The organism is Pseudomonas sp. TE6288 (genome assembly GCF_054062095.1).
Genome location: NZ_JBSSEW010000010.1, coordinates 201386 through 221119 on the forward strand (window position 1 = coordinate 201386; position 19734 = coordinate 221119).

Sequence of the window (19734 nt, forward strand, 5' to 3'; positions counted from 1 at the left end):
ATGGCGCGCCAGGAAGGCATGGCCGTGATCAGTGCGCTGTTGATTGCCGCGGTGGTGGCGGTGATCGCCGCAGGCATGATCGAACGCCAGGGGCTGCAGACCCGGCAGATAGAGAACCGCCAGATGGCGCTGCAGGGACAATGGGCGCTGGAAGGCGGCCTGCAGTTGAGCCGTCGGGTGTTGTTCGAACAACGCCTGCGCGACCCACTGGTACGTAGCGGCCAACCCTGGACGCGACCGATGCGCGATGTGCCGTCCGGTAGCGTGCGCTTCGATGGGCAACTGGAGGATGAGCAGGGCAAGTTCAACCTGCGCAACCTGGTGGTCGATGGCCAGGTGGACAGCGAGGCACTGGCGACCTTCCAGCGCCTGTGCGCGCTGATCGGCATCGGCGAGCGGCTGGCCACGGCCATCGCCGGGCAGGTGATCGACAGCTACCCACAGCGCCCGCCGGTATCCCCCAGCAGTGCCGGTCAAGGCCTGCAAGGCAGCCGTGCGAGCTCGCCGGCCGTTGCCGCCGAGCCGTTGCCGGCCAGGCGCCCGATGCTGCGCAGCGTCGATGCCCTGGCCCGGCTCAAGGGCATGGATGGCCAGGCCCTGCAACGCCTGCGCCAATTCGTCACGGTACTGCCGGCGCTGACCTGGATCAATGGCAACACCGCCAGCGCCGAAGTGCTTGCCGCGCAGGTGCCGGGGCTGTCGCTGCAGCAGGCCATGGCGCTGGTGGCCGAGCGCGACAGTGGGCGCTGGTTCATCAACCGGGGCGATTTCGTCAACCGTTTGCGCATGCCGCAGCTGGCCATGGCCAATGTGCGGGTGGGGATCAACAGCGACTGGTTCCGCCTGCGCGGCCAGGCGCGCCTGGGCAGCCGTGAACTACCCCTGCAGGCGCTGCTGCGCCAGCGCGAGGGGCAGTTGCCGGATGTCATCTGGAGCCGGGTGGGCGCATGAGTACGCTGGTTGACGTGCAGCTGCCGCCGTTGGCGGAGCTGGGGGATGCCTCGCTGCTGGATTACCGCCAGGCCGAGCGTGGCGGCCAGGCCACCCGCGCGCAGTTGCAGCGCCAGGCCAAGGGCGCGCCCTGGCGCCTGCACCTGCATGCGCACGACAGCCTGGCCCTGGCCCTGGCCTTGCCACCGCTGACGGGCAAGCGGTTGAGCGCGGCGGTGGGCTGCGCGGTCCAGGGGCTGGTGCTTGGCGATGTCGGGCAGGTCCATGTGGCGCACGGGCCGCGCCGGGCTGATGGGCAGGTCGCCGTGGCCTGGCTGGGCCTTGCGCAGATGGCGCTTCTGCAGGCGTGGCTGCAGGCCGATGGCATCCGCGTGGCCGGGCTGTTCGCCCGGCAGGACGATACAGCGTCGTCGGTCGATTTGGCCGGCGGGCTTGCCGGGCCAGTGAAATCGCCAGCGTTGGGACGCACCTTGGCGATCTGGGGCGCGGCGGCAGTGATCTGGTGCCTGGGCTTGAACCTCTATGCCGCGCACCTGGCCGACGAGGGCGAGCGGCTGCGCGCCTACATGGTCGCCCAGGTGCGCATGGCCTTCCCGCAGTTGCCGGTGGTTCTCAACCCGTTGCAGCAGGCGCGTCAGCAACTGCAGGGCGGGCAGGGCGGCGCCGGCTCGGGGCTGGCGGCCTTGCTCGACGGCGCCGGACAGGTCATGCCGTTCCTCGCGGGTAATGTCGAGGCACTGGACTATCAGGATGGCGTGCTGCGTCTCACGCCCCTGGACGATGGTGGCAAGGCTCCGGCGGACAGCGCCTGGCAGGCCGACCTCGCCGCACGCGGCATCGAGGGCCAGGCCAGTGGGCAAGGCTGGACCCTGAGGGCAGCCAACCCATCCGGTGAGGAGCTGGCCCATGTCGATTAAGGCCCGCCTGGGCCTGCTGCGCGGGCAGGGCCGGCAACGCTGGCAAGCCCTGGCCGCGCGGGAGCGTCGTGCGGTCGCCCTGGCAGGCGGCTTGCTCGGCGCGCTGTTCTGCTGGCAGGTACTGATGCTTCCCGCCCTGGCCCGGATCGACCACTGGCAGGCCGAAACACCCAAGCTGCGCAGCCAGGCGCAGGCGCTCGATGCCTTGCTCGGCGAGCGCCTGGCACAACGGCCAGCGGATACCGCCCAGGCTTTGCGCCAGGGCCTGGAGCAGGCTGGCCTGCTGGCGCAGTCACAGCTCGACGGCGAGGGCGACACCTGGCACCTGGGCTGGCAGCGGGCCCCCGCAGAGGCGGCCATGGCGTGGCTACAGTCTGTGCCGCCGCGCCTCGGGCTCGGTGTTGGCCAGCTGACATTGCGCCGGGACCCCGGCGAGCCCGGCAGCCCGGTGACCTTTTCCGGAACCCTTCGCATGACTCAGGCGCATGGCGCTAAGGACCCTTCATGACGTGCCTCCGTTCACCGCGACTGCCGTTCGCGCCCTTGCTCCTGGCCTTGGCACTCAGCGCCTGCGCCAGCGCGCCGAGCGTGCAACGCCCCCTGGCCAGCAGCGAGCTGGGCCGCCCGCTGGCCGAAGCCGGTGCCACGGCGGGCACCCTGGATCACCGCGAACCGCAGAGCCGCCCGCTGCAGCGCCAGGCACCGCCTCGCGTCGGCCAGCGCCACAGCCGCGCCGTGGCCGCACCCGTGCCGACCAATCCACTCGGCGACCAGCCGGTACAGCTGAACTTCGTCGATGCCGATATCCAGGCAGTGGTGCGCGGCCTGTCCCGCGCCACCGGTCGCCAGTTCCTGGTCGATCCACGGGTCAAGGGCCAGCTGACCCTGGTTTCCGAAGGTGAGGTGCCTGCCGCCAAGGCTTATTCCATGCTGCTGTCGGCCCTGCGCATGCAGGGCTTCAGCGTGGTCGATGTCGGCGGCGTGGCCCAGGTGGTGCCCCAGGCCGACGCCAAGTTGCTCGGCGGCGCGCTGGTGAGCGGTGACCGCGACGCCGGCAACGGCATGGTCACCCGGACCTTCCGTCTGCAGTATGAAAATGCCGTCAACCTGATCCCGGTGCTGCGCCCGATCGTCTCGCCGGACAACCCGATCAACGCCTACCCGGGCAACAACACCCTGGTCGTCACCGATTACGCCGAAAACCTCGAGCGGGTCGCGCAGATCCTCGATCGGGTCGACATCCCCAGCGCCATCGACACCGATGTGGTGGCGATCAACAACGGTATCGCCAGCGACATCGCCAGCATGGTCAATGAGCTGCTCGACAGCCAGGGCAGCGACCCGACGCAGAAGATCAGCGTGCTGGGCGATCCGCGTTCGAACAGCGTGGTGATCCGTTCCGGCAGCCCCGAGCGCACCCAGCTGGCCCGCGACCTGGTCTACAAGCTCGACAATGCGCAGAACAGCGCCGGCAATCTGCACGTGGTGTACCTGCGCAATGCCCAGGCAGACAAGCTGGCGCAGAGCCTGCGCGGGCTGCTGACCGGTGAGAGCGACAGCGCCACTGCCGACGGCACGCGTGCGCTGCTCAGCGGTGGCGGCATGCTCACCGGCGGCAGTGGCAACAGCAATAGCGCCAGCACCGGCAACAACACCGGCATGCAGAACAACAGCACAACTGGCAGCCAGAACCGCGGCAACGGCCTGGGCGCCGGCAGCACGCCGAACGGCTACGGCGCCAGCGCGCAGCAGAACGACCAAGGCACCGCGTTCTCCGCTGGCGGCGCGACCATCCAGGCCGACAAGACCACCAATACCCTGCTGATTTCCGCCCCCGAGCCGCTGTACCGTAGCCTGCGCGAGGTCATCGACCAGCTTGACCAGCGCCGCGCCCAAGTGGTGGTGGAAAGCCTTATCGTCGAGGTCGGCGAGGACGACGCCAATGAATTCGGCATCCAGTGGCAAGCCGGCAACCTTGGCAAGAATGGCGTGTTCGGCGGCGCCAACCTCGGTGGCAGCGGGCTGGTCAAGGGGCCGAGCAGCATCGACGTACTGCCGAAGGGGCTGTCGGTGGGCGTGGTCGATGGCACGGTGAAGATCCCCGGCATCGGCGAGGTGCTCGACCTCAAGGTGCTGGCCCGTGCGCTGACCAGCAAGGGTGGCAGCAACGTGCTGTCGACACCCAACCTGCTGACCCTGGACAACGAGGCGGCGAGCATTTTCGTCGGCCAGACCATTCCCTTCGTCAGCGGCCAGTACGTCACCGATGGCGGCGGCAACAGCAACAACCCATTCCAGACCATCCAGCGCGAGGAAGTGGGCCTGCGCCTGAACGTGCGGCCGCAGATCTCCGAGGGCGGCACGGTCAAGCTCGACGTCTACCAGGAGGTCAGCAGCGTCGACCAGCGCGCCTCCAGTGCCGCCGGCACGGTGACCAACAAGCGCGCCATCGACACCAGCATCCTGCTCGACGATGGCCAGATCATGGTCCTCGGCGGGTTGCTCCAGGACGGCTACACCCAGAGCAACGAAGGTATCCCGTGGCTGTCCGGGCTGCCGGGGGTCGGCGCGTTGTTTCGCAGCGAGCGCCGGGCCAGCACCAAGACCAACCTGATGGTGTTCCTGCGCCCGTACATCGTGCGCGATGCCGCGGCCGGGCGCAGCATCACCCTGAACCGCTACGACTTCATCCGCCGTACCCAGGGCAACCTCAAGCCCGAGCATTCCTGGGCGCTGCCGGACATGGACATGCCGCTGCTGCCGCCGGTGGAGCAGGGCGTGCCCGACCAGGGCCGCGCGCGGCCGGTGTCATCGCAGGCACCACGGGCCTCGATCCGTGCCGTGCCGGTGGACGAGGTGGCCCGTTGAGCCGCCTGCCGTATGCCTGGGCCAAGGCCCAGCGGGTGGTGCTGCAGGCCGATGACGAGGCGAGGGCGGTACTCTCGTGTTGCCCTTCGAGCCCGGGCTGGGCGTTGGCAGAGGTGCGTCGGCGTTTTGGCCCGGTGGCTGTCGAAGCGGTGACCGATGCGAACATGGACGCGTTGCTAGTCAGCGCCTACGCCGATACCGGCAGCGCCGCGGCGGTGGTGGGCGCGGCAGAGAACGAAGTGGACCTCGACCGCCTGCTGCAGGACATCCCGGAAGTCACCGACCTGCTCGAGGCCCAGGACGACGCGCCGGTGATCCGCATGATCAACGCCTTGCTCACCCAGGCGGCACGCGACCAGGCCAGCGATATCCATATCGAGCCGTTCGAGAGCCACTGCCTGGTGCGCTACCGGGTCGACGGCACCCTGCGCGACGTGGTCTCGCCGCGCAAGGCGTTGCACGGCGCGCTGGTGTCGCGGATCAAGATCATGGCGCAGTTGGACATCGCCGAGAAGCGCCTGCCCCAGGACGGCCGCATCGCCCTGCGCGTGGCCGGGCGGCCCATCGATATCCGCGTGTCAACCGTGCCCACCGGCCATGGCGAGCGCGTGGTGATGCGCCTGCTGGACAAACAGGCCGGGCGCCTGCGCCTGGAGGCGCTGGGCATGGACGCCGCAGTGCTGGCGCGGCTGGACCAGTTGATCCGCCAGCCCCATGGCATCGTGCTGGTCACCGGCCCCACCGGCTCGGGCAAGACCACCAGCCTGTACGCCGCCCTGGCGCGGCTGGATGCCAGTGTCAGCAACATCCTCACCGTCGAGGACCCGGTGGAATACGACCTGCCGGGGATCAGCCAGATCCAGGTCAACGCGCGCATCGACATGAGCTTCGCCGTGGCCCTGCGCGCCATTCTGCGCCAGGACCCGGACGTGATCATGATCGGCGAGATCCGCGACCTGGAGACCGCGCAGATTGCCGTGCAGGCCTCGCTGACCGGGCATCTGGTGCTGGCCACGCTGCACACCAACGATGCTGTGTCGGCGGTCAACCGCCTGGTCGACATGGGCGTCGAGCCGTTCCTGCTGGCCTCGGCGCTGCTCGGCGTGCTGGCCCAGCGCCTGGTGCGGCGCCTGTGCCCGCACTGCCGCGAGCCCGACCCAGCCGCGCCCGGGCAGTACCGGGCGGTGGGCTGCGCGCATTGCAATCACTGTGGCTACAGCGGGCGCACCGGCATCCACGAGCTGTTTTGCGTGGACGACACCGTACGCGCCCTGGTGCATCAGGGCGCCGATGAACAGGCCCTGCGCGCCGCCGCCCGGGGCAACGGCATGCGCAGCATGCGTGAAGACGGCCAGCGTTGGGTCGACAGCGGCAGCACCTGCCTGGAAGAGATCCTGCGCGTGACACGGGATGCCTGATGAACCGTTATCGCTATGAAGCCGCCGACGCCCAGGGGCATATCGTCAAAGGGCTGCTCGAAGCCGACAGTCCGGGCGCCGCGATGGCGCAGCTGCGCGGCCTGGGGCTGACCGCGCTGGAGGTCGAGGCCCAGGCCGCTGTCGGGCAGGGCGCGGGCCTGTTCAGCGCCAGGCTGAGCGATGGCGACCTGGCCTGGGCCACGCGTCAGCTGGCCAGCCTGCTGGCCGCCGGCCTGCCGCTGGAAGCGGCGCTGGGCGCGACCTTGGAGCAGGCCGAGCGCAAGCATGTGGCGCAGTTGTTGGGGGCGGTGCGCGGCGATGTGCGCAGTGGCATGCGCCTGGCCGACGCACTGGCGCAGCGGCCGCGGGACTTCCCCGAGATCTACCGGGCACTGGTGGCGGCGGGTGAGGAGTCCGGCGACCTGGCCCAGGTGATGGAGCGCCTGGCCGACTACATCGAGGAGCGCAACACCTTGCGCGGCAAGATACTCACCGCGTTCATCTACCCCGGCGTGGTCGGGCTGGTGTCGGTGGGCATCGTCATCTTCCTGCTCAGCTACGTGGTGCCGCAGGTGGTCAGCGCCTTCACCCAGGCACGCCAGGACCTGCCCGGGCTGACCCTGGCGATGCTGGCGGCCAGTGACTTCGTGCGTGAATGGGGCGCGCTGTGCTGCGCCCTGATGGTCGGGGCGTTCTGGGCCTGGCGGGTCTACCTGCGCGCCCCGGCGGCGCGCCTGGCCTGGCACGCCCGGATCCTGCGGCTGCCGTTGTTCGGCCGTTTCGCGCTGGGCCTGAACACGGCGCGTTTTGCCTCCACGCTGGCGATCCTCGGCAGCGCCGGGGTGCCGCTGCTGCGTGCGCTGGAGGCGGCGCGCCAGACCTTGGGCAACGATCGCCTCGACCAGTGTGTCAGCGAGGCCACCGCGCGGGTGCGCGAGGGCGCCGGGCTGGCCTCGGCGCTGGCGGTGGAGAAGGTCTTTCCACCGCTGCTCATCCACCTGATCGCCAGCGGCGAGAAGACTGGCAACCTGCCGCCTATGCTCGATCGCGCCGCCGACAGCCTGGCCAAGGACATCGAGCGCCGCGCCATGGGCATGACCGCGCTGCTCGAGCCGCTGATGATCGTGATCATGGGCGCGGTGGTGCTGCTGATTGTCATGGCGGTGCTGATGCCGATCATCGAGATCAACCAGCTGGTGCAGTGAGGGGGGCAGCCATGGCCCGAGCGCTCGGCAAAGGCGCCTCCCGCGAGGCGCCTTTGCGGTGCTCAGCTGTCTTCTTTCGGCTGCACCACGATCGCCAGGGCATCCGGCTCGGGGCCGGCTTTCCAGCGGGCCTTCTCGGTCCAGTTGGCGGTGCTGATCACCGCGACTTCGTCGCCGCCGCTGATCGCCACATAGACCCGCTTGCCATCCGGCGAGACCACCGCGCCAATTGGCAACGCCTCTTCGCCGAGCATCGTACGGCGGTATTCGGCGCCTTCGCGCGCCAGGCCGATGCGCTTGATCTCTTTCTTGGCCGCCACGTCGATCACCGCCAGTTCCGCCGACTTGGCGCAGGTGACGAGTGCATACTTGCCATCCGGGGTCATCGCGACGCGGATCGGGAACAGGCCGGTGCGGATACGGTCGGTGACTTCCAGGCGCTTGCTATCGACGATGACCACTTCGTTTCCGTCGCGGTTGCTGACCCATACCTGGGTGCCGCTGGGGGTCACCGCCACGCCTTCGCTGCCGGCGCCCGTGGGGACCTCGGCGATTTTCTTCTTGTGCAGCAGATCGACCACCGACAGCGTGCCGCTCTCGACATGGCTGACGTAGGCGCGGTCGGCACCGGGTGACAGCGCGACCATGTGCGGTTTGCCGCCACCGACGTCTATCCGGTCGAGCACTTTGCCTTGGGCCAGGTCGACCACCAGCAGACGTTCGCTGGCTTCGGTGGTCACCACCACACGCTGGCTGTCGGGCAGGAAGCGAATGCCGTGGGGGCGGGCGTCTTCGCCCAGGTCGATGGTGCGCACGACCGTCCGGGTCGGCCAGTCGATCACGCTCAGGCTGTTGTTCGCCGTGCCTTGCGCGCCGTAATTGCCAACCACGGCCAGCAGGCCATTGCCACTGACCACCACCTCGTGGGGGCCGGTGCCTACCGGCAGGCGGATCATTTCCTGGCCACTGCCAGTGTCCAGGGCTGACACGCTGGCGTCGGCCTTGTTGCCGACCAGCAGCACGTCGTCGGCATTGGCCAAAGTGGAGCAGGCCAGCAGGGCACCGGCCAGGGCCAGCAGGCGGAAGGGGGGGGTGAATGTCATGGGGTAGGGCATGTCCAGTCTCCTTGAAGGTGTGATCCTTGTTGCATGCACTGGCTGTGACCCGTCGGGCCGCCCTAGAGTTTCAGTGGACATGTGCAGCCGCAGGGGCAGTGCCGGCGGTCCAGACTTAAGTTCGGGCCGGTTGCAGACAAGGCCCGATCATCCATCCCACCACCGCCTCCCGGACCGGACGTCGCCGACGTTGGCCTTCTGGCAGAGGAGGACAGGTCATGGACGAGGCAAGCCTTCACGAGTTCATGGGCAAGCTGGTGGGCGATATGGGAGCGGTGGTGCTGCTGATCGTCATGGCGGTGCTGATGCCGATCATCGAGATCAACCAGCTGGTGCAGTGACCCGCTGCGCCACCTCCCATACCTGTTGCCGGAACCAGCGACGCAAGGGGTCGACGTGGGTACGCGCGTGCCAGATTTGCATCACTTCCACCCGAGGCAGCGCCAGGGGCAGGGTGTGCAGGCGCAGGCCGGGGTCGCGCTCGACCGCTTCGATGGCCAGCGAGCGCAGGCAGGTGAGTAGCAGGTCGGTGCCGCGCACCAGGCGCGTAGGGGCAATGAAGCTGGACAGGCCGGCCACCACCCGACGTTGCCGACCAATAGCCCGCAGGGCGTGATCGACCCGGCCATCGAGGTCGCCGGTGAGTGTGGTCAGCAGGTGCTCGCAGGCCAGGAACGCCTCCAGGCTCATGCCCTCGGTCAGGTGTGGGTTGTCGGCGGCGGCCAGTACCACGAAGTCCTCACTGAGCAGGCGCTGTTGATGGAAGGTGTCCGGCAAGCCGTTGTAGAAACCGGCGATGGCCAGGTCGCAGGTGCCTTTTTCCAGCGCCTCGCGTGGCAGGTTGCCCTGGGTGTTGTGGGTGATCAGGGTCAGGTTCGGTGCCTGGGTGCGCAGGATCGGCAGCAGCCTGGGCAGCAGGGTCTGCTCCAGGTAGTCGGTGCTGTAAAGGTGCACCTGGGTCGGGCGGGAGAGGAAATCATCGCCGTCGCAATCCCTGTAGAAGTCCTGTAGCTGTGCAACCAGTTGCTGTATCCGGGGCGCCAGTTCATGGGCCCTGGGCGTTGGCGTGAGGCCACGCGGCGCACGCACGAACAAGGGGTCGCCGAACTGCTGGCGCAGCTTGTTGAGCTTGTGGCTCAGGGCGGGCTGGCTGAGGGCCAGCCGTTGCGCTGCATGGGAGGCATTGCGCTCTTCATAGAGCACCTGGAACAGGTGCAGCAGGTTGAGGTCCTTGTTGCTGATATTCATAAAATGAATCACAGGAATAAGTGCTTTCGAATTATCGAATCATAACGCGATGGGTAGGATGGGCCCAACTTGTTGAGGGAGACGCCCGTGACCATTGCCATCTTCGCCACTATCCAGCCGCATCCTGAACACCGTGAGGTCACAGAACAGGCCTTGCGCCTGATGGTGGAGCAGACCCGCGCCGAGCCCGGCAACCTGCGCTATGACCTGTTCGTCCGCGAGGGCGAGGTAATGGCGTTCGAGCTGTTCGAGCTGTATGTCGATGCCGCCGCCGTCGAGGCCCATCGCAACAGTGCCCATTACCAGGCCTATCGCGCCGCCAGCGCCGGCTGGTTGGCCGCACCGACTCAGGTGCAGCTTGCCCACGGGCTGGATATCGCGCCATTCAACTGATCAGGAAGACACCATGAACATGATTGCTCCCGTCGCGCTGGCACTGGCTGGCACTTTGCTGGCCGGTCAGGCCGCCGCCGCTGTGAAGGGTGAGGTACTGGTGCTGTTGTCCAGCGAGAACCAGCTGCAGCTCAAGGACGGTAAACCGTACCCCACCGGTTACTACCTCAACGAATTCGGCGTGCCTGCCGACCAGTTGCTCAAGGCCGGCTACAAGCTGGTGCTGGTGACTCCCAAGGGCAATGCGCCGAGTGTCGATGAGCGCTCGATCGATCCGATGTACTTCGGCGGCGATGCCCGCGAGATGCAGCGTATCCGCCAGGTGGTCGACAGCCTGCCGGATATCGACGACACGCTGTCGGTGAAGGAGGTACTGGCGGGCGATATGGGCCGCTATGTCGGGATCTTCATCCCGGGGGGCCATGCGCCGCTGATCGACCTGGCCAACAACCCCGACGTCGGTGCCCTGTTGCGTCACTTCCACCAGGCCGGCAAGCCCACGGCTGCCATTTGCCACGGCCCGATCACGTTGCTGTCGGCGCAGCAGGATCCGGTTGCCTACCGCGCCGCGCTCGCTCGTGGCGAAACCCCGGCGGCCAGCGACTGGACGTACCGGGGCTATCGCATGACCATTTTCTCTGACCCTGAGGAGCAGGTGTTCGAGGGCTCACTCAAGGAGCAGCGTCTGCAGTTCTATCCCGCCAAGGCCATGGCCGGCGCAGGAGGCGACATGAGTTATGCCCAGGCCTGGCAGCCCCATGTAGTGGTCGATCGCGAGTTGATCACCGGGCAGAATCCGTTTTCCGACAAGGCGTTGGCCAAGGCGTTGCTCGAGCAGTTGGAGAGTGTCGGTAGTCGCAAGAACTGAGCGAGTGCAGGTGATCGAGGCCTTGCGGATGCTGGCAGGGCCTCGGTCATTCAGGTGCGCAGGCTTTGCCTCGCTTGGGGCGGCCCGCAGTGCGGCCCATTGGCGAGGCGGGATCAGCCTTTGCTCGGCCGGGTAATGCCGTCCACCACCAGCACCGTGGCGCCGGCCATGATGGCGATGTCGGCCAGGTTGAACACGCCGGTGTGCAGGGTGCCGATGTTGAGGACCAGGTAATCGACCACGTGGCCGTCGCGAAACACCCGGTCGATCAAGTTGGACAGCCCGCCCACGGCGATGAACCAGGCCGCGCTGGCCTTGACCGGTGCCGATTGCCAGTGGCGCCAGGCCCAGACCATGGCCCAGGCGCACACCACGCCGACGGCGACCACGAACACCAGTTGCTTGAGCCACGGAGCCAGCCCGGCGCCGAGGCTGAGGAACGCTCCGGGGTTGAGGCTCAGGGCCAGGTCCAGCCAGACGCTCTGGTTGCCATAGACATAGCTGTGATTGTTCAGGGCGACCAGGGCGATCAGTTTTACCCACTGGTCGAGAATGATGAAGGCAACGCCCAGGGTGAGGACGAGGGTACGGCTGGAAAACATGCTGACAGTTCCTTTAGTGCGCGAATGCGGTCGTCCGCCATTGGCGGGCAAGCCTGCGGCGCGGCGAAGATAGCGCAGGCGGGTCTAGACTTAAAGCCCGGGTCGGTTGCAGATGCGACCCGATCAACCATCCGACCACCGCCTACCGGACCGGACGTCGCCGACGGTGGCCTTCTGGCAGAGGAGGGCAGGTCATGGACGAGGCAAGGCTTCACGAGTTCATGGGCAAGCTGGTGGGCGACATGGGCGCGGCGGCGACGCTGGCCAATGTCATCCTTGGGGATGAGCTGGGGCTGTATCGGGCCATGGCCGACAGTCAGCCAGTCACGCCCGAGGCCCTGGCCGAACGCACCGGCTGCCAGCCGCGGCTGGTACGCGAGTGGCTCAATGGCCAGGCCGCGGCGGGTTATCTGGTGCATCACGATGGACAGTTCACCCTGCCCGAAGAGCAGGCCATGACCTTGGCGCTGGAAGATTCGCCCGCCTACATGGCCGGCGGCGCCTCGGTGCTGGCGGCACTGTTCCATGACAAGGACAAGCTGGTGGCGGCCATGCGCGGCGATGGCGCCCTGGCCTGGGGCGATCACCATCCATGCATGTTCAGTGGCACCGAGCGCTTCTTTCGACCCGGCTACCGAACGTTCCTGGTGGCTGATTGGCTGCCGGCTCTGGACGGGGTGGTGGAAAAGCTGCAGGCCGGCGCCCAGGTGGCCGATGTCGGCTGTGGCCATGGTGCCTCGACCATTGTCATGGCCGAGGCGTTTCCCGCCTCGCGCTTCATCGGCTACGACTACCATGCGCCTTCGGTGCTCACCGCTAGCGAGCGCGCGTGTGACGCAGGCGTGGCCGAGCGGGTCGGCTTCCAGCAGGCGTCGGCCAAGGACTATCCCGGCCACGATCTGGACCTGGTGTGTTTCTTCGATTGTTTACACGATATGGGTGACCCGGTGGGCGCGGCACGACACGCCTATCAGGCGCTCAAGGACGACGGCACGGTGATGCTGGTGGAGCCGTTCGCCGAGGATACCCTGGATGCCAATATCAACCCGGTGGGGCGCTTGTTCTACGCGGCTTCGACGTTCATCTGCACGCCGAACTCACTGTCGCAGGAAGTGGGGCTGGGGCTGGGTGCGCAGGCTGGGGAAGCTCGGTTGCGGGCGGTGTTCGAGGAGGCGGGGTTCAGGCGCTTCCGGCGGGCGACGCAGACGCCGTTCAACTTGATACTGGAGGCCAGGAAGTAGCGATTTGCCGGTGCTAGCGCTATCGCGGGGCAAGCCCGCTCCCTCAGTTAGGTCCCACAAACAGAAGGGGCGCCATCTGGCGCCCCTTCATCGTGCAACTTAGGCTTCAGCGTCCCACGGACGATCGCCTTTTTCATCCTTGACGCGGGTCGGCAGGCCCATCACGTCCAGCGCCTTGAGGAACGGCTCGGCCGGCAGCTCCTCGACGTTGACCATGCGCCCGGCATCCCACTGACCACGGGCAACCAGTAGCGCGGCGGCTACCGGAGGCACGCCTGCGGTGTAGGAAATACCCTGGCTGTCGGTCTCGGCGTAGGCTTCTTCGTGGTCGGCCACGTTGTAGATGAACACCTCGCGCGGCTGACCGTCCTTGGTGCCCTTGACCAGGTCACCGATGCAGGTCTTGCCGGTGTAGCCCGGGGCCAGCGAGGCCGGATCCGGCAGCACGGCCTTGACCACTTTCAGCGGCACCACTTCCAGGCCTTCGGCGGTTTTCACCGGTTGCTCGGAGAGCAGGCCGAGGTTCTTCAGCACGGTGAACACATTGATGTAGTGCTCGCCGAAGCTCATCCAGAAACGCACGTTCGGCACGTTCAGGTTCTTCGAGATCGAGTGCACTTCGTCGTGGCCGGTCAGGTACAGGTTCTGCGAACCCACTACCGGCAGATCGTCGGTGCGCTTGACCTCGAACATGGTGTTGCTGGTCCACTGGCTGTTCTGCCAGCTCCAGACTTGCCCGGTGAACTCGCGGAAGTTGATTTCCGGGTCGAAGTTGGTGGCGAAGTACTTGCCGTGAGAACCGGCATTCACGTCCAGGATGTCGATCGAGTCGATCTGGTCGAAGTACTGCTGCTGCGCGAGTTTCGCGTAGCTGTTCACCACACCCGGGTCGAAGCCGACGCCGAGAATGGCGGTAATGTTCTTTTGTTGGCACTCTTCGAGGTGTTTCCACTCGTAGTTGCCGTACCACGGCGGGGTCTCGCAGATTTTGCCCGGCTCTTCGTGGATGGCGGTGTCAAGATAAGCGACACCGGTATCGATGCAGGCGCGCAGCACCGACATGTTGAGGAAGGCGGAGCCAACGTTGATCACGATCTGCGATTCGGTCTCGCGGATCAGTGCCTTGGTCGCCTCGACATCGAGGGCGTTGAGCGAGAAGGCCTGGATGTCGGCGGGTACCTTGAGGCTACCCTTGGCCTTGACGCTGTCGATGATGGCCTGGCATTTGGAGATGTTCCGTGACGCAATCGCAATACGACCCAGTTCGTCGTTATGCTGTGCGCACTTGTGGGCCACCACCTTGGCGACACCTCCTGCACCAATGATAAGAACGTTCTTCTTCAATTCAGCTGCTCTCCTTCATGAAAGCCTGTCTTACGACAGGCTCGAAACGTAGTCTTCGAAACCGAACTCGCGCACCACTTCGACGCTGCCGTCGAGTTGCTTGACCGCGATGGATGGCATTTTCAGACCGTTGAACCAGTTTTTCTTGACCATGGTGTAGCCCGCCGTGTCGACGAACGACAGCCGATCACCGATGGCCAGTGGCTTGTCGAATTGGTACTCGCCGAAGATGTCGCCGGCCAGGCACGACTTGCCACAGACCATGTAGGTGTGCGCGCCGTCGTTGGGGGCCATCTTGGCGTTGAGGCGGTAGATCAGCAGGTCGAGCAGGTGCGCTTCGATGGAGCTGTCGACCACGGCCAGGTGCTTGCCGTTGTACAGGGTGTCGAGCACGGTCACTTCCAGCGAGGCGCTGTTGGTGATGGCCGCTTCGCCCGGCTCCAGGTACACCTGTACGCCGTAGGTTTGCGAGAACTGCTTCAGGCGCGCGCAGAAGGCGTCCACCGCGTAGTCCTCGCCGGTGAAGTGGATGCCGCCGCCGAGGCTGACCCACTCGACCTTGTGCAGCAGGTGGCCGAAACGTTCCTCGATGTGCGTAAGCATCTTGTCGAACAGGCCGAAGTCGCCGTTCTCGCAGTTGTTGTGGAACATGAAGCCGGAGATCTTCTCGATCACCTTCTCGATCTTCTCTGGATCCCACTCGCCGAGGCGGCTGAACGGGCGCGCCGGGTCGGCCAGCAGGTAGTCGGAGCTGCTCACCTGCGGGTTGACGCGCAGGCCGCGCACCTTGCCTTCGGACTGCTCGGCAAAGCGCTCGAGCTGGCCGATGGAGTTGAAGATGATCTTGTCGCAGTTCTCGAGCATCTCTTCGACTTCGTCGTCGGCCCAGGCCACGCTGTAGGCATGGGTTTCGCCGGCGAACTTCTGGCGGCCGAGCTTGAGCTCGAACAGCGAAGACGAGGTGGTGCCGTCCATGTACTGCTGCATCAGGTCGAATACCGACCAGGTAGCGAAACACTTGAGGGCAAGCAGTGCCTTGGCACCGGAGTGTTCGCGCACGTAGGCGATCTTCTCCATGTTGCTCAGCAGCTTGGTTTTGTCGATGAGGTAGTACGGCGTCTTGATCATTTAAAGGCCCCCGGCCAGGCCGGCCAAAAAAAGGACACGCATTGTGCCTTCACTTGCCGCGGTACGAAAGGGCGTGAGGCGCATTTCGTCCGAGTTGTCCACGCACTTGGCCAGGCAAGTGCCATCAGGCCCGTGACTGCGCCGTCCTTGGCGCGGGGTCGGCCGCTATCGCGAAGGACGGCCGAATGTGCTTTTGCATCGGGGCGAGCCCAGTTGAACAGATCAATGTGACGATCCTGATCTGCCGGCGCCACAGGCTGACAGAGCCAGGCTATCACCCCCCAATATCGCCTCTATTAGACCTCTGCCCAGGCTCGGCTAGTCTTTCTGCTGGTTCCGTGAAAAGCCGGTGCACAGGTGTGCCCGGCCATAACCGATGAGGGGCAGGCGCGCTTGGCGAACGCCTGATCCAACACCTGGCAGCGCAATTACAAGAACGCCCGGAAATCTGAATTGAACCGACCCTAAAGGTAGAAGCAGATGGCGAACGAATCGAAATGCCCGTTCCACCAGACCGCCGGTGGCGGCACCAGCAACCGTGACTGGTGGCCTGACCAGCTCAACCTGAAGATCCTCCACCAGCACTCCAGCAAGTCCGACCCCATGGACCCGGACTTCGACTACGCCAAGGCGTTCAAGAGCCTCGACTTCCAGGCCTTGAAAAAAGACCTGAGCGCCTTGATGACCGACTCCCAGGACTGGTGGCCGGCCGACTTCGGCCACTATGGCCCATTGTTCATCCGCATGGCCTGGCACAGCGCCGGTACCTATCGCATCGGCGATGGCCGTGGCGGCGCCGGCTCCGGCCAGCAGCGCTTCGCCCCGCTCAACAGCTGGCCGGACAACGTCAGCCTGGACAAGGCCCGGCGCCTGCTATGGCCGATCAAGCAGAAGTACGGCAACAAGATCTCCTGGGCCGACCTGATCGTGCTTACCGGCAACGTCGCCCTGGAGTCCATGGGCTTCAAGACCTTCGGCTTCTCCGGTGGCCGCGCCGATGTGTGGGAGCCCGACGAGGACGTGTACTGGGGCTCGGAGAAGGTCTGGCTGGGTGGTGACACCCGCTACGGCAAGGAACAGGTCAAGGCCCAGCCGCCCGGCCAGGGTGACCTGGTGGCCGAGCCCGCCAAGCATGGCGAGGAGCAGAACCGCGACCTGTCTGCCGAGCGCAACCTGGAAAACCCACTGGCCGCCGTGCAGATGGGCCTGATCTACGTCAACCCGGAGGGCCCGGAAGGCGAGCCCGATCCGGTGAAATCCGGCAAGGATATCCGCGAGACCTTCGGCCGAATGGCCATGAACGATGAAGAGACCGTGGCGCTGATCGCCGGCGGCCATGCCTTCGGCAAGACCCACGGTGCCGGCCCCGCCGACAACGTCGGCGCCGAGCCGGAAGCCGCGGGCCTCGAGCTGCAGGGCCTGGGCTGGAGCAACAAGTTCGGTACCGGCAAGGGTGGCGACACCATCACCAGCGGCCTGGAAGTGACCTGGACCTCGACCCCGACGAAGTGGAGCAACGAGTACCTGAACAACCTGTTCAACTTCGAGTGGGAACTGACCAAGAGCCCGGCTGGCGCCCACCAGTGGCGGCCGAAGGATGGCAAGGGCGCGGGGACCGTGCCTGATGCCCATGATCCCGGCAAGAAGCACGCGCCGTCGATGCTCACCTCTGACCTGGCGCTGCGCTTCGACCCGATCTATGAGCCCATCGCCCGGCGCTTCAAGGACAACCCCGACCAGCTCGCCGATGCCTTCTCCCGTGCCTGGTACAAGCTGATCCACCGCGACATGGGCCCGCTGGCACGCTACCTCGGGCCGGAAATGCCCAACGAGGAACTGCTGTGGCAGGACCCGCTGCCCAAGGCAGGGCCTCAACCCAGCGACGCCGATATCGCCGCGCTCAAGGCCAAGGTGCTGGCTTCTGGGCTGAGTGTCGGCGAACTGGTGTCCGCCGCCTGGGCCTCGGCCTCGACCTTCCGCGGTTCCGACAAGCGCGGCGGCGCCAACGGCGGTCGCCTGCGTCTGGCGCCGCAGAACGGTTGGACGGCGAACCAGGGGCTGGACAAGGTGCTGGCGGCGCTGGAGAAGATCCGCAACGAGGGCGGCAACAAGATCTCCCTGGCCGATCTGATCGTGCTGGCCGGCAGCGCGGCGGTGGAGAAAGCCGCCAAGGATGCCGGGCACAACATCAGCGTGCCGTTCCATCCGGGGCGCGTGGATGCCTCGCAGGAGCAGACCGATGTCGAGTCGTTCGCGGTGCTTGAGCCTCTGGCCGACGGTTTCCGCAACTTCAGCAAGGCGCGCTACAGCGTCAAGGCCGAGAAATTGCTGCTGGACAAGGCCCAGTTGCTGACGCTCACCGCACCGGAGCTGACCGTGCTGATCGGCGGCCTGCGGGTGCTTGGCGCCAACCATGGCGGCAGCAAGGAGGGTGTGTTCACCGACAAGGTCGGCGTGCTCAGCAACGACTTCTTCCGCAACCTGCTGGACATGGGCGTGGAGTGGAAACCGACTTCGGCGGACAACGAAGCGTTCGAGGGCCGTGACCGCAAGACCGGCCAGGTGAAATGGACCGCCAGCCGGGTCGACCTGGTGTTCGGCTCCCATGCGCAGCTGCGTGCCTTGAGCGAGGTGTATGGCAGCAGCGATGCCAGGGAGAAGTTCGTCAAGGACTTCGTCGCGGCGTGGGTGAAGGTGATGGAGCTGGACAGGTTCGATTTGCCTTGATTCCCGAAGGTCAGGGGGCGCTGTGCGCCCCCTTTTAACCCTTGGGTAATAGCGTTCAACCCGCAGCGGCTTGCGGTTCGTCGGGTGTCGGGTCCAGTTCGAAGTATTCAGGCGGTACGTCTCCCCAATCGGTGGGGTAGCGTATGACCAGTCGATTATGTACCGCATCGAATGACATCCCGTCGACGAAGCATTCACTGGCCATGCGGGGGTGTTGCCTGAGCATTCCTGCCAGATGCGCCCTGACCCATTGCAGAAGCTCGATGTGAAGTGTTCTCCAGGTCGATCCATAGTCACTGTCTTCCTTGGAGACCACGAAACCGAGCACGTTGAGGCTATATCCCAGCAGGCGAACGCTATCGAGATCCGGGCATCGCTTGATCGTGTTCAGGAGCTGCTCATGTACGATGGACTGGATCGCTGTACCTGCATCGCTCCTGAGTGCGCAGGAGTTGAGGATGTCCTCCCAGACCAGTTTGGCCTGGATCTTCCTCGCTACGGGGCGTGGCTTGCGTACGCAAGAGGCTGCTTTGATCAGGTCAAGGATGATCTTGGCGATAGTTGTGTGCGGCAGGGGCGCAGGCGCTTTGTGCTTGTCCAGCATTTCGACCATGTCCTCGATCAATTCTCCAAGGGCCTGGAGGCGCTGGAAAAGATCGTCGTCGGGCCGTAATTCCTGAACTGACAGATCCGCATTCAGATCTGCATACATCCCGCGAATATTTAGATATGCCCAATGCAGCGAATTGGGATTCATCGTGCAGGGCCCCTTCACATACGTAGCGAACGCTTCCCGGACCAGGTGGAGATAAGCGCGCCATTGTTCGAGATCCCATGGGGTTCTGCGCGAAGTGTAGGGAGAGAGCAGCATGCTGATACCGTTGACCATGTTCAGGTCGCCCCACAGTGCCCTGATAACCGGGTAGTCCTTCAAGCCCAGCTCTTCATGTTGCAATTCTACGAACAGGAATGAGTCACGATTGTTGATGGCGGCGGTCAGGACATTTCGTGCCAGGTTTTCTGCTTCGGGACCATACGCCTCCTGTGCGCGGATCTCGTTGAACAAGCTGATGATCAACTTTGGTGCGCTTTCCACGAAAACCTTGCAGAACCTGGGGCTGGCAATGGTGTTGAGTAGCTCACGGGCGCGTGCTGTGGTCTTGAGATTGCCTTTCGGCGCCCGTTCGGCAGCATGGCTGATAATGCTGCTGGATGATCGGATCAGTTCTGCTGCGACAATCGTCAATTCGCCCGTGGACCCACGCTGTAGACGAGACTCGACACTCTTGCCGAACTGTCTGGCATTGCAGTGATTGAAGACTGGAGGTCTCAGGAACGCGACAATCAACCACGTGCTGAATACCGCGAAGAACACCAGGCCCAGCATGAATTGCCAGATTTCGGGAGTGATCGGTCCCTTCAGGGGCATCCACCATTGGCTGTAGCGCCATAGATCAGTAATCAGTACCACTACACCCAGCGCCAGGATGATAGCGATCGAGGTGTCTCGTACCCTGAACCCGGCGGTCTCTATACGAAACTTGTAGCGTACATCGGCAATGGTCCAGACCAGCAGGGTCAGGGCCAGGCCACTGAGCAGTTCGGCGAAACCAAAGAGCTTGGGCGCATTCTTGTCCAGCTGGAAACATTCGAAAGCGATTCCCGCCAGAGTGCAGACATCTGTAGCCATCAGCGCATCCTTTACATGG

General features: G+C 65.3%; 16 protein-coding genes and 1 pseudogene. 11 read left to right on the plus strand and 6 right to left on the minus strand.

Annotated features, from left to right (window positions below; all coding sequences use genetic code 11):
* From gspK to gspF, 6 genes are read left to right on the plus strand one after another with little or no spacing between them, the layout of a single operon-like run.
* Complete coding sequence (gene gspK / locus ACVWY1_RS12645; RefSeq protein ID WP_457378355.1) at nt 1–951, plus strand: type II secretion system minor pseudopilin GspK; 951 nt, start codon at nt 1–3, stop codon at nt 949–951.
* Nucleotides 948–1868 (plus strand): GspL/Epsl periplasmic domain-containing protein, encoded by a 921-nt coding sequence (locus ACVWY1_RS12650; RefSeq protein ID WP_457378356.1) that lies wholly within the window; start codon nt 948–950, stop codon nt 1866–1868. Before gspK ends, ACVWY1_RS12650 begins: the two co-directional genes overlap by 4 nt.
* Nucleotides 1858–2376, plus strand: a complete 519-nt coding sequence (gspM, locus tag ACVWY1_RS12655) for a type II secretion system protein GspM (protein WP_457378357.1) — start codon at nt 1858–1860, stop codon at nt 2374–2376. The genes ACVWY1_RS12650 and gspM overlap by 11 nt, the downstream gene beginning before the upstream one ends.
* A complete protein-coding gene (gene gspD / locus ACVWY1_RS12660; protein ID WP_457378358.1) occupies nt 2373–4736 on the plus strand; it encodes a type II secretion system secretin GspD in 2364 nt (787 codons plus the stop codon). The genes gspM and gspD overlap by 4 nt, the downstream gene beginning before the upstream one ends.
* Nucleotides 4733–6154, plus strand: coding sequence for a type II secretion system ATPase GspE (gene gspE / locus ACVWY1_RS12665; RefSeq protein ID WP_139670185.1), 1422 nt, complete (start codon nt 4733–4735; stop codon nt 6152–6154). The genes gspD and gspE overlap by 4 nt, the downstream gene beginning before the upstream one ends.
* Entirely contained in the window at nt 6154–7359 is a 1206-nt protein-coding gene (gene gspF, locus ACVWY1_RS12670) for a type II secretion system inner membrane protein GspF (protein ID WP_457378359.1), read from the plus strand. Before gspE ends, gspF begins: the two co-directional genes overlap by 1 nt.
* 62 nt (nt 7360–7421) lie before the next feature.
* Here gspF and ACVWY1_RS12675 read toward each other — a convergent pair whose 3' ends face one another.
* Entirely contained in the window at nt 7422–8474 is a 1053-nt protein-coding gene (locus tag ACVWY1_RS12675) for a YVTN family beta-propeller repeat protein (protein ID WP_277503566.1), read from the minus strand.
* 266 nt (nt 8475–8740) lie between these two features.
* Here ACVWY1_RS12675 and ACVWY1_RS12680 point away from each other — a divergent pair.
* A pseudogene (locus tag ACVWY1_RS12680) lies at nt 8741–8815 on the plus strand (hypothetical protein); the annotation flags it as partial.
* Here ACVWY1_RS12680 and ACVWY1_RS12685 read toward each other — a convergent pair.
* Entirely contained in the window at nt 8796–9722 is a 927-nt protein-coding gene (locus tag ACVWY1_RS12685; protein WP_457378360.1) for a LysR family transcriptional regulator, read from the minus strand. The pseudogene ACVWY1_RS12680 and the gene ACVWY1_RS12685 sit on opposite strands and share 20 nt — an antisense overlap.
* Nucleotides 9723–9809: 87 nt before the next feature.
* On the opposite strand from ACVWY1_RS12685, the gene ACVWY1_RS12690 reads away from it, so the two are divergent.
* Complete coding sequence (locus ACVWY1_RS12690; RefSeq protein WP_111532256.1) at nt 9810–10115, plus strand: putative quinol monooxygenase; 306 nt, start codon at nt 9810–9812, stop codon at nt 10113–10115.
* A 13-nt stretch (nt 10116–10128) separates the two neighbouring features.
* Nucleotides 10129–10983: a type 1 glutamine amidotransferase domain-containing protein gene (locus ACVWY1_RS12695; protein ID WP_277503570.1), complete on the plus strand. Its 855-nt coding sequence runs from the start codon at nt 10129–10131 to the stop codon at nt 10981–10983.
* 113 nt (nt 10984–11096) lie between these two features.
* Here ACVWY1_RS12695 and ACVWY1_RS12700 read toward each other — a convergent pair whose 3' ends face one another.
* Nucleotides 11097–11585, minus strand: coding sequence for a signal peptidase II (locus tag ACVWY1_RS12700; protein ID WP_277503572.1), 489 nt, complete (start codon nt 11583–11585; stop codon nt 11097–11099).
* A gap of 194 nt (nt 11586–11779) precedes the next feature.
* Between ACVWY1_RS12700 and ACVWY1_RS12705 the strand changes: the two genes are divergently transcribed.
* Complete coding sequence (locus ACVWY1_RS12705; protein ID WP_457378361.1) at nt 11780–12826, plus strand: class I SAM-dependent methyltransferase; 1047 nt, start codon at nt 11780–11782, stop codon at nt 12824–12826.
* A 99-nt stretch (nt 12827–12925) separates the two neighbouring features.
* Here ACVWY1_RS12705 and ACVWY1_RS12710 read toward each other — a convergent pair whose 3' ends face one another.
* Nucleotides 12926–14170, minus strand: a complete 1245-nt coding sequence (locus ACVWY1_RS12710; protein WP_038705903.1) for a saccharopine dehydrogenase family protein — start codon at nt 14168–14170, stop codon at nt 12926–12928.
* Between the two features lie 30 nt (nt 14171–14200).
* The gene (locus ACVWY1_RS12715; protein WP_102683737.1) at nt 14201–15298 is read right to left on the minus strand and encodes a carboxynorspermidine decarboxylase; all 1098 of its coding nucleotides are present in this window, start codon (nt 15296–15298) and stop codon (nt 14201–14203) included.
* Between the two features lie 480 nt (nt 15299–15778).
* Here ACVWY1_RS12715 and katG point away from each other — a divergent pair, with 480 nt between their 5' ends.
* On the plus strand, nt 15779–18025 hold the full coding sequence (katG, locus tag ACVWY1_RS12720; protein WP_457378362.1) for a catalase/peroxidase HPI: 2247 nt from the start codon (nt 15779–15781) through the stop codon (nt 18023–18025).
* A gap of 55 nt (nt 18026–18080) precedes the next feature.
* On the opposite strand, the gene ACVWY1_RS12725 is transcribed toward katG, so the two are convergent.
* On the minus strand, nt 18081–19715 hold the full coding sequence (locus ACVWY1_RS12725; protein ID WP_457378363.1) for a hypothetical protein: 1635 nt from the start codon (nt 19713–19715) through the stop codon (nt 18081–18083).
* Nucleotides 19716–19734 lie beyond the last annotated feature (19 nt).

Coding starts and splice junctions, on each gene's coding strand:
- gspK (WP_457378355.1), top strand. CDS start 1: ATGGCGCGCCAGGAAGGCATGGCCGTGATCAGTGCGCTGTTGATTGCC.
- ACVWY1_RS12650 (WP_457378356.1), top strand. CDS start 948: ATGAGTACGCTGGTTGACGTGCAGCTGCCGCCGTTGGCGGAGCTGGGG.
- gspM (WP_457378357.1), top strand. CDS start 1,858: ATGTCGATTAAGGCCCGCCTGGGCCTGCTGCGCGGGCAGGGCCGGCAA.
- gspD (WP_457378358.1), top strand. CDS start 2,373: ATGACGTGCCTCCGTTCACCGCGACTGCCGTTCGCGCCCTTGCTCCTG.
- gspF (WP_457378359.1), top strand. CDS start 6,154: ATGAACCGTTATCGCTATGAAGCCGCCGACGCCCAGGGGCATATCGTC.
- ACVWY1_RS12675 (WP_277503566.1), bottom strand. CDS start 8,474: ATGCCCTACCCCATGACATTCACCCCCCCCTTCCGCCTGCTGGCCCTG.
- ACVWY1_RS12685 (WP_457378360.1), bottom strand. CDS start 9,722: ATGAATATCAGCAACAAGGACCTCAACCTGCTGCACCTGTTCCAGGTG.
- ACVWY1_RS12695 (WP_277503570.1), top strand. CDS start 10,129: ATGAACATGATTGCTCCCGTCGCGCTGGCACTGGCTGGCACTTTGCTG.
- ACVWY1_RS12700 (WP_277503572.1), bottom strand. CDS start 11,585: ATGTTTTCCAGCCGTACCCTCGTCCTCACCCTGGGCGTTGCCTTCATC.
- ACVWY1_RS12705 (WP_457378361.1), top strand. CDS start 11,780: ATGGACGAGGCAAGGCTTCACGAGTTCATGGGCAAGCTGGTGGGCGAC.
- ACVWY1_RS12715 (WP_102683737.1), bottom strand. CDS start 15,298: ATGATCAAGACGCCGTACTACCTCATCGACAAAACCAAGCTGCTGAGC.
- katG (WP_457378362.1), top strand. CDS start 15,779: ATGGCGAACGAATCGAAATGCCCGTTCCACCAGACCGCCGGTGGCGGC.
- ACVWY1_RS12725 (WP_457378363.1), bottom strand. CDS start 19,715: ATGGCTACAGATGTCTGCACTCTGGCGGGAATCGCTTTCGAATGTTTC.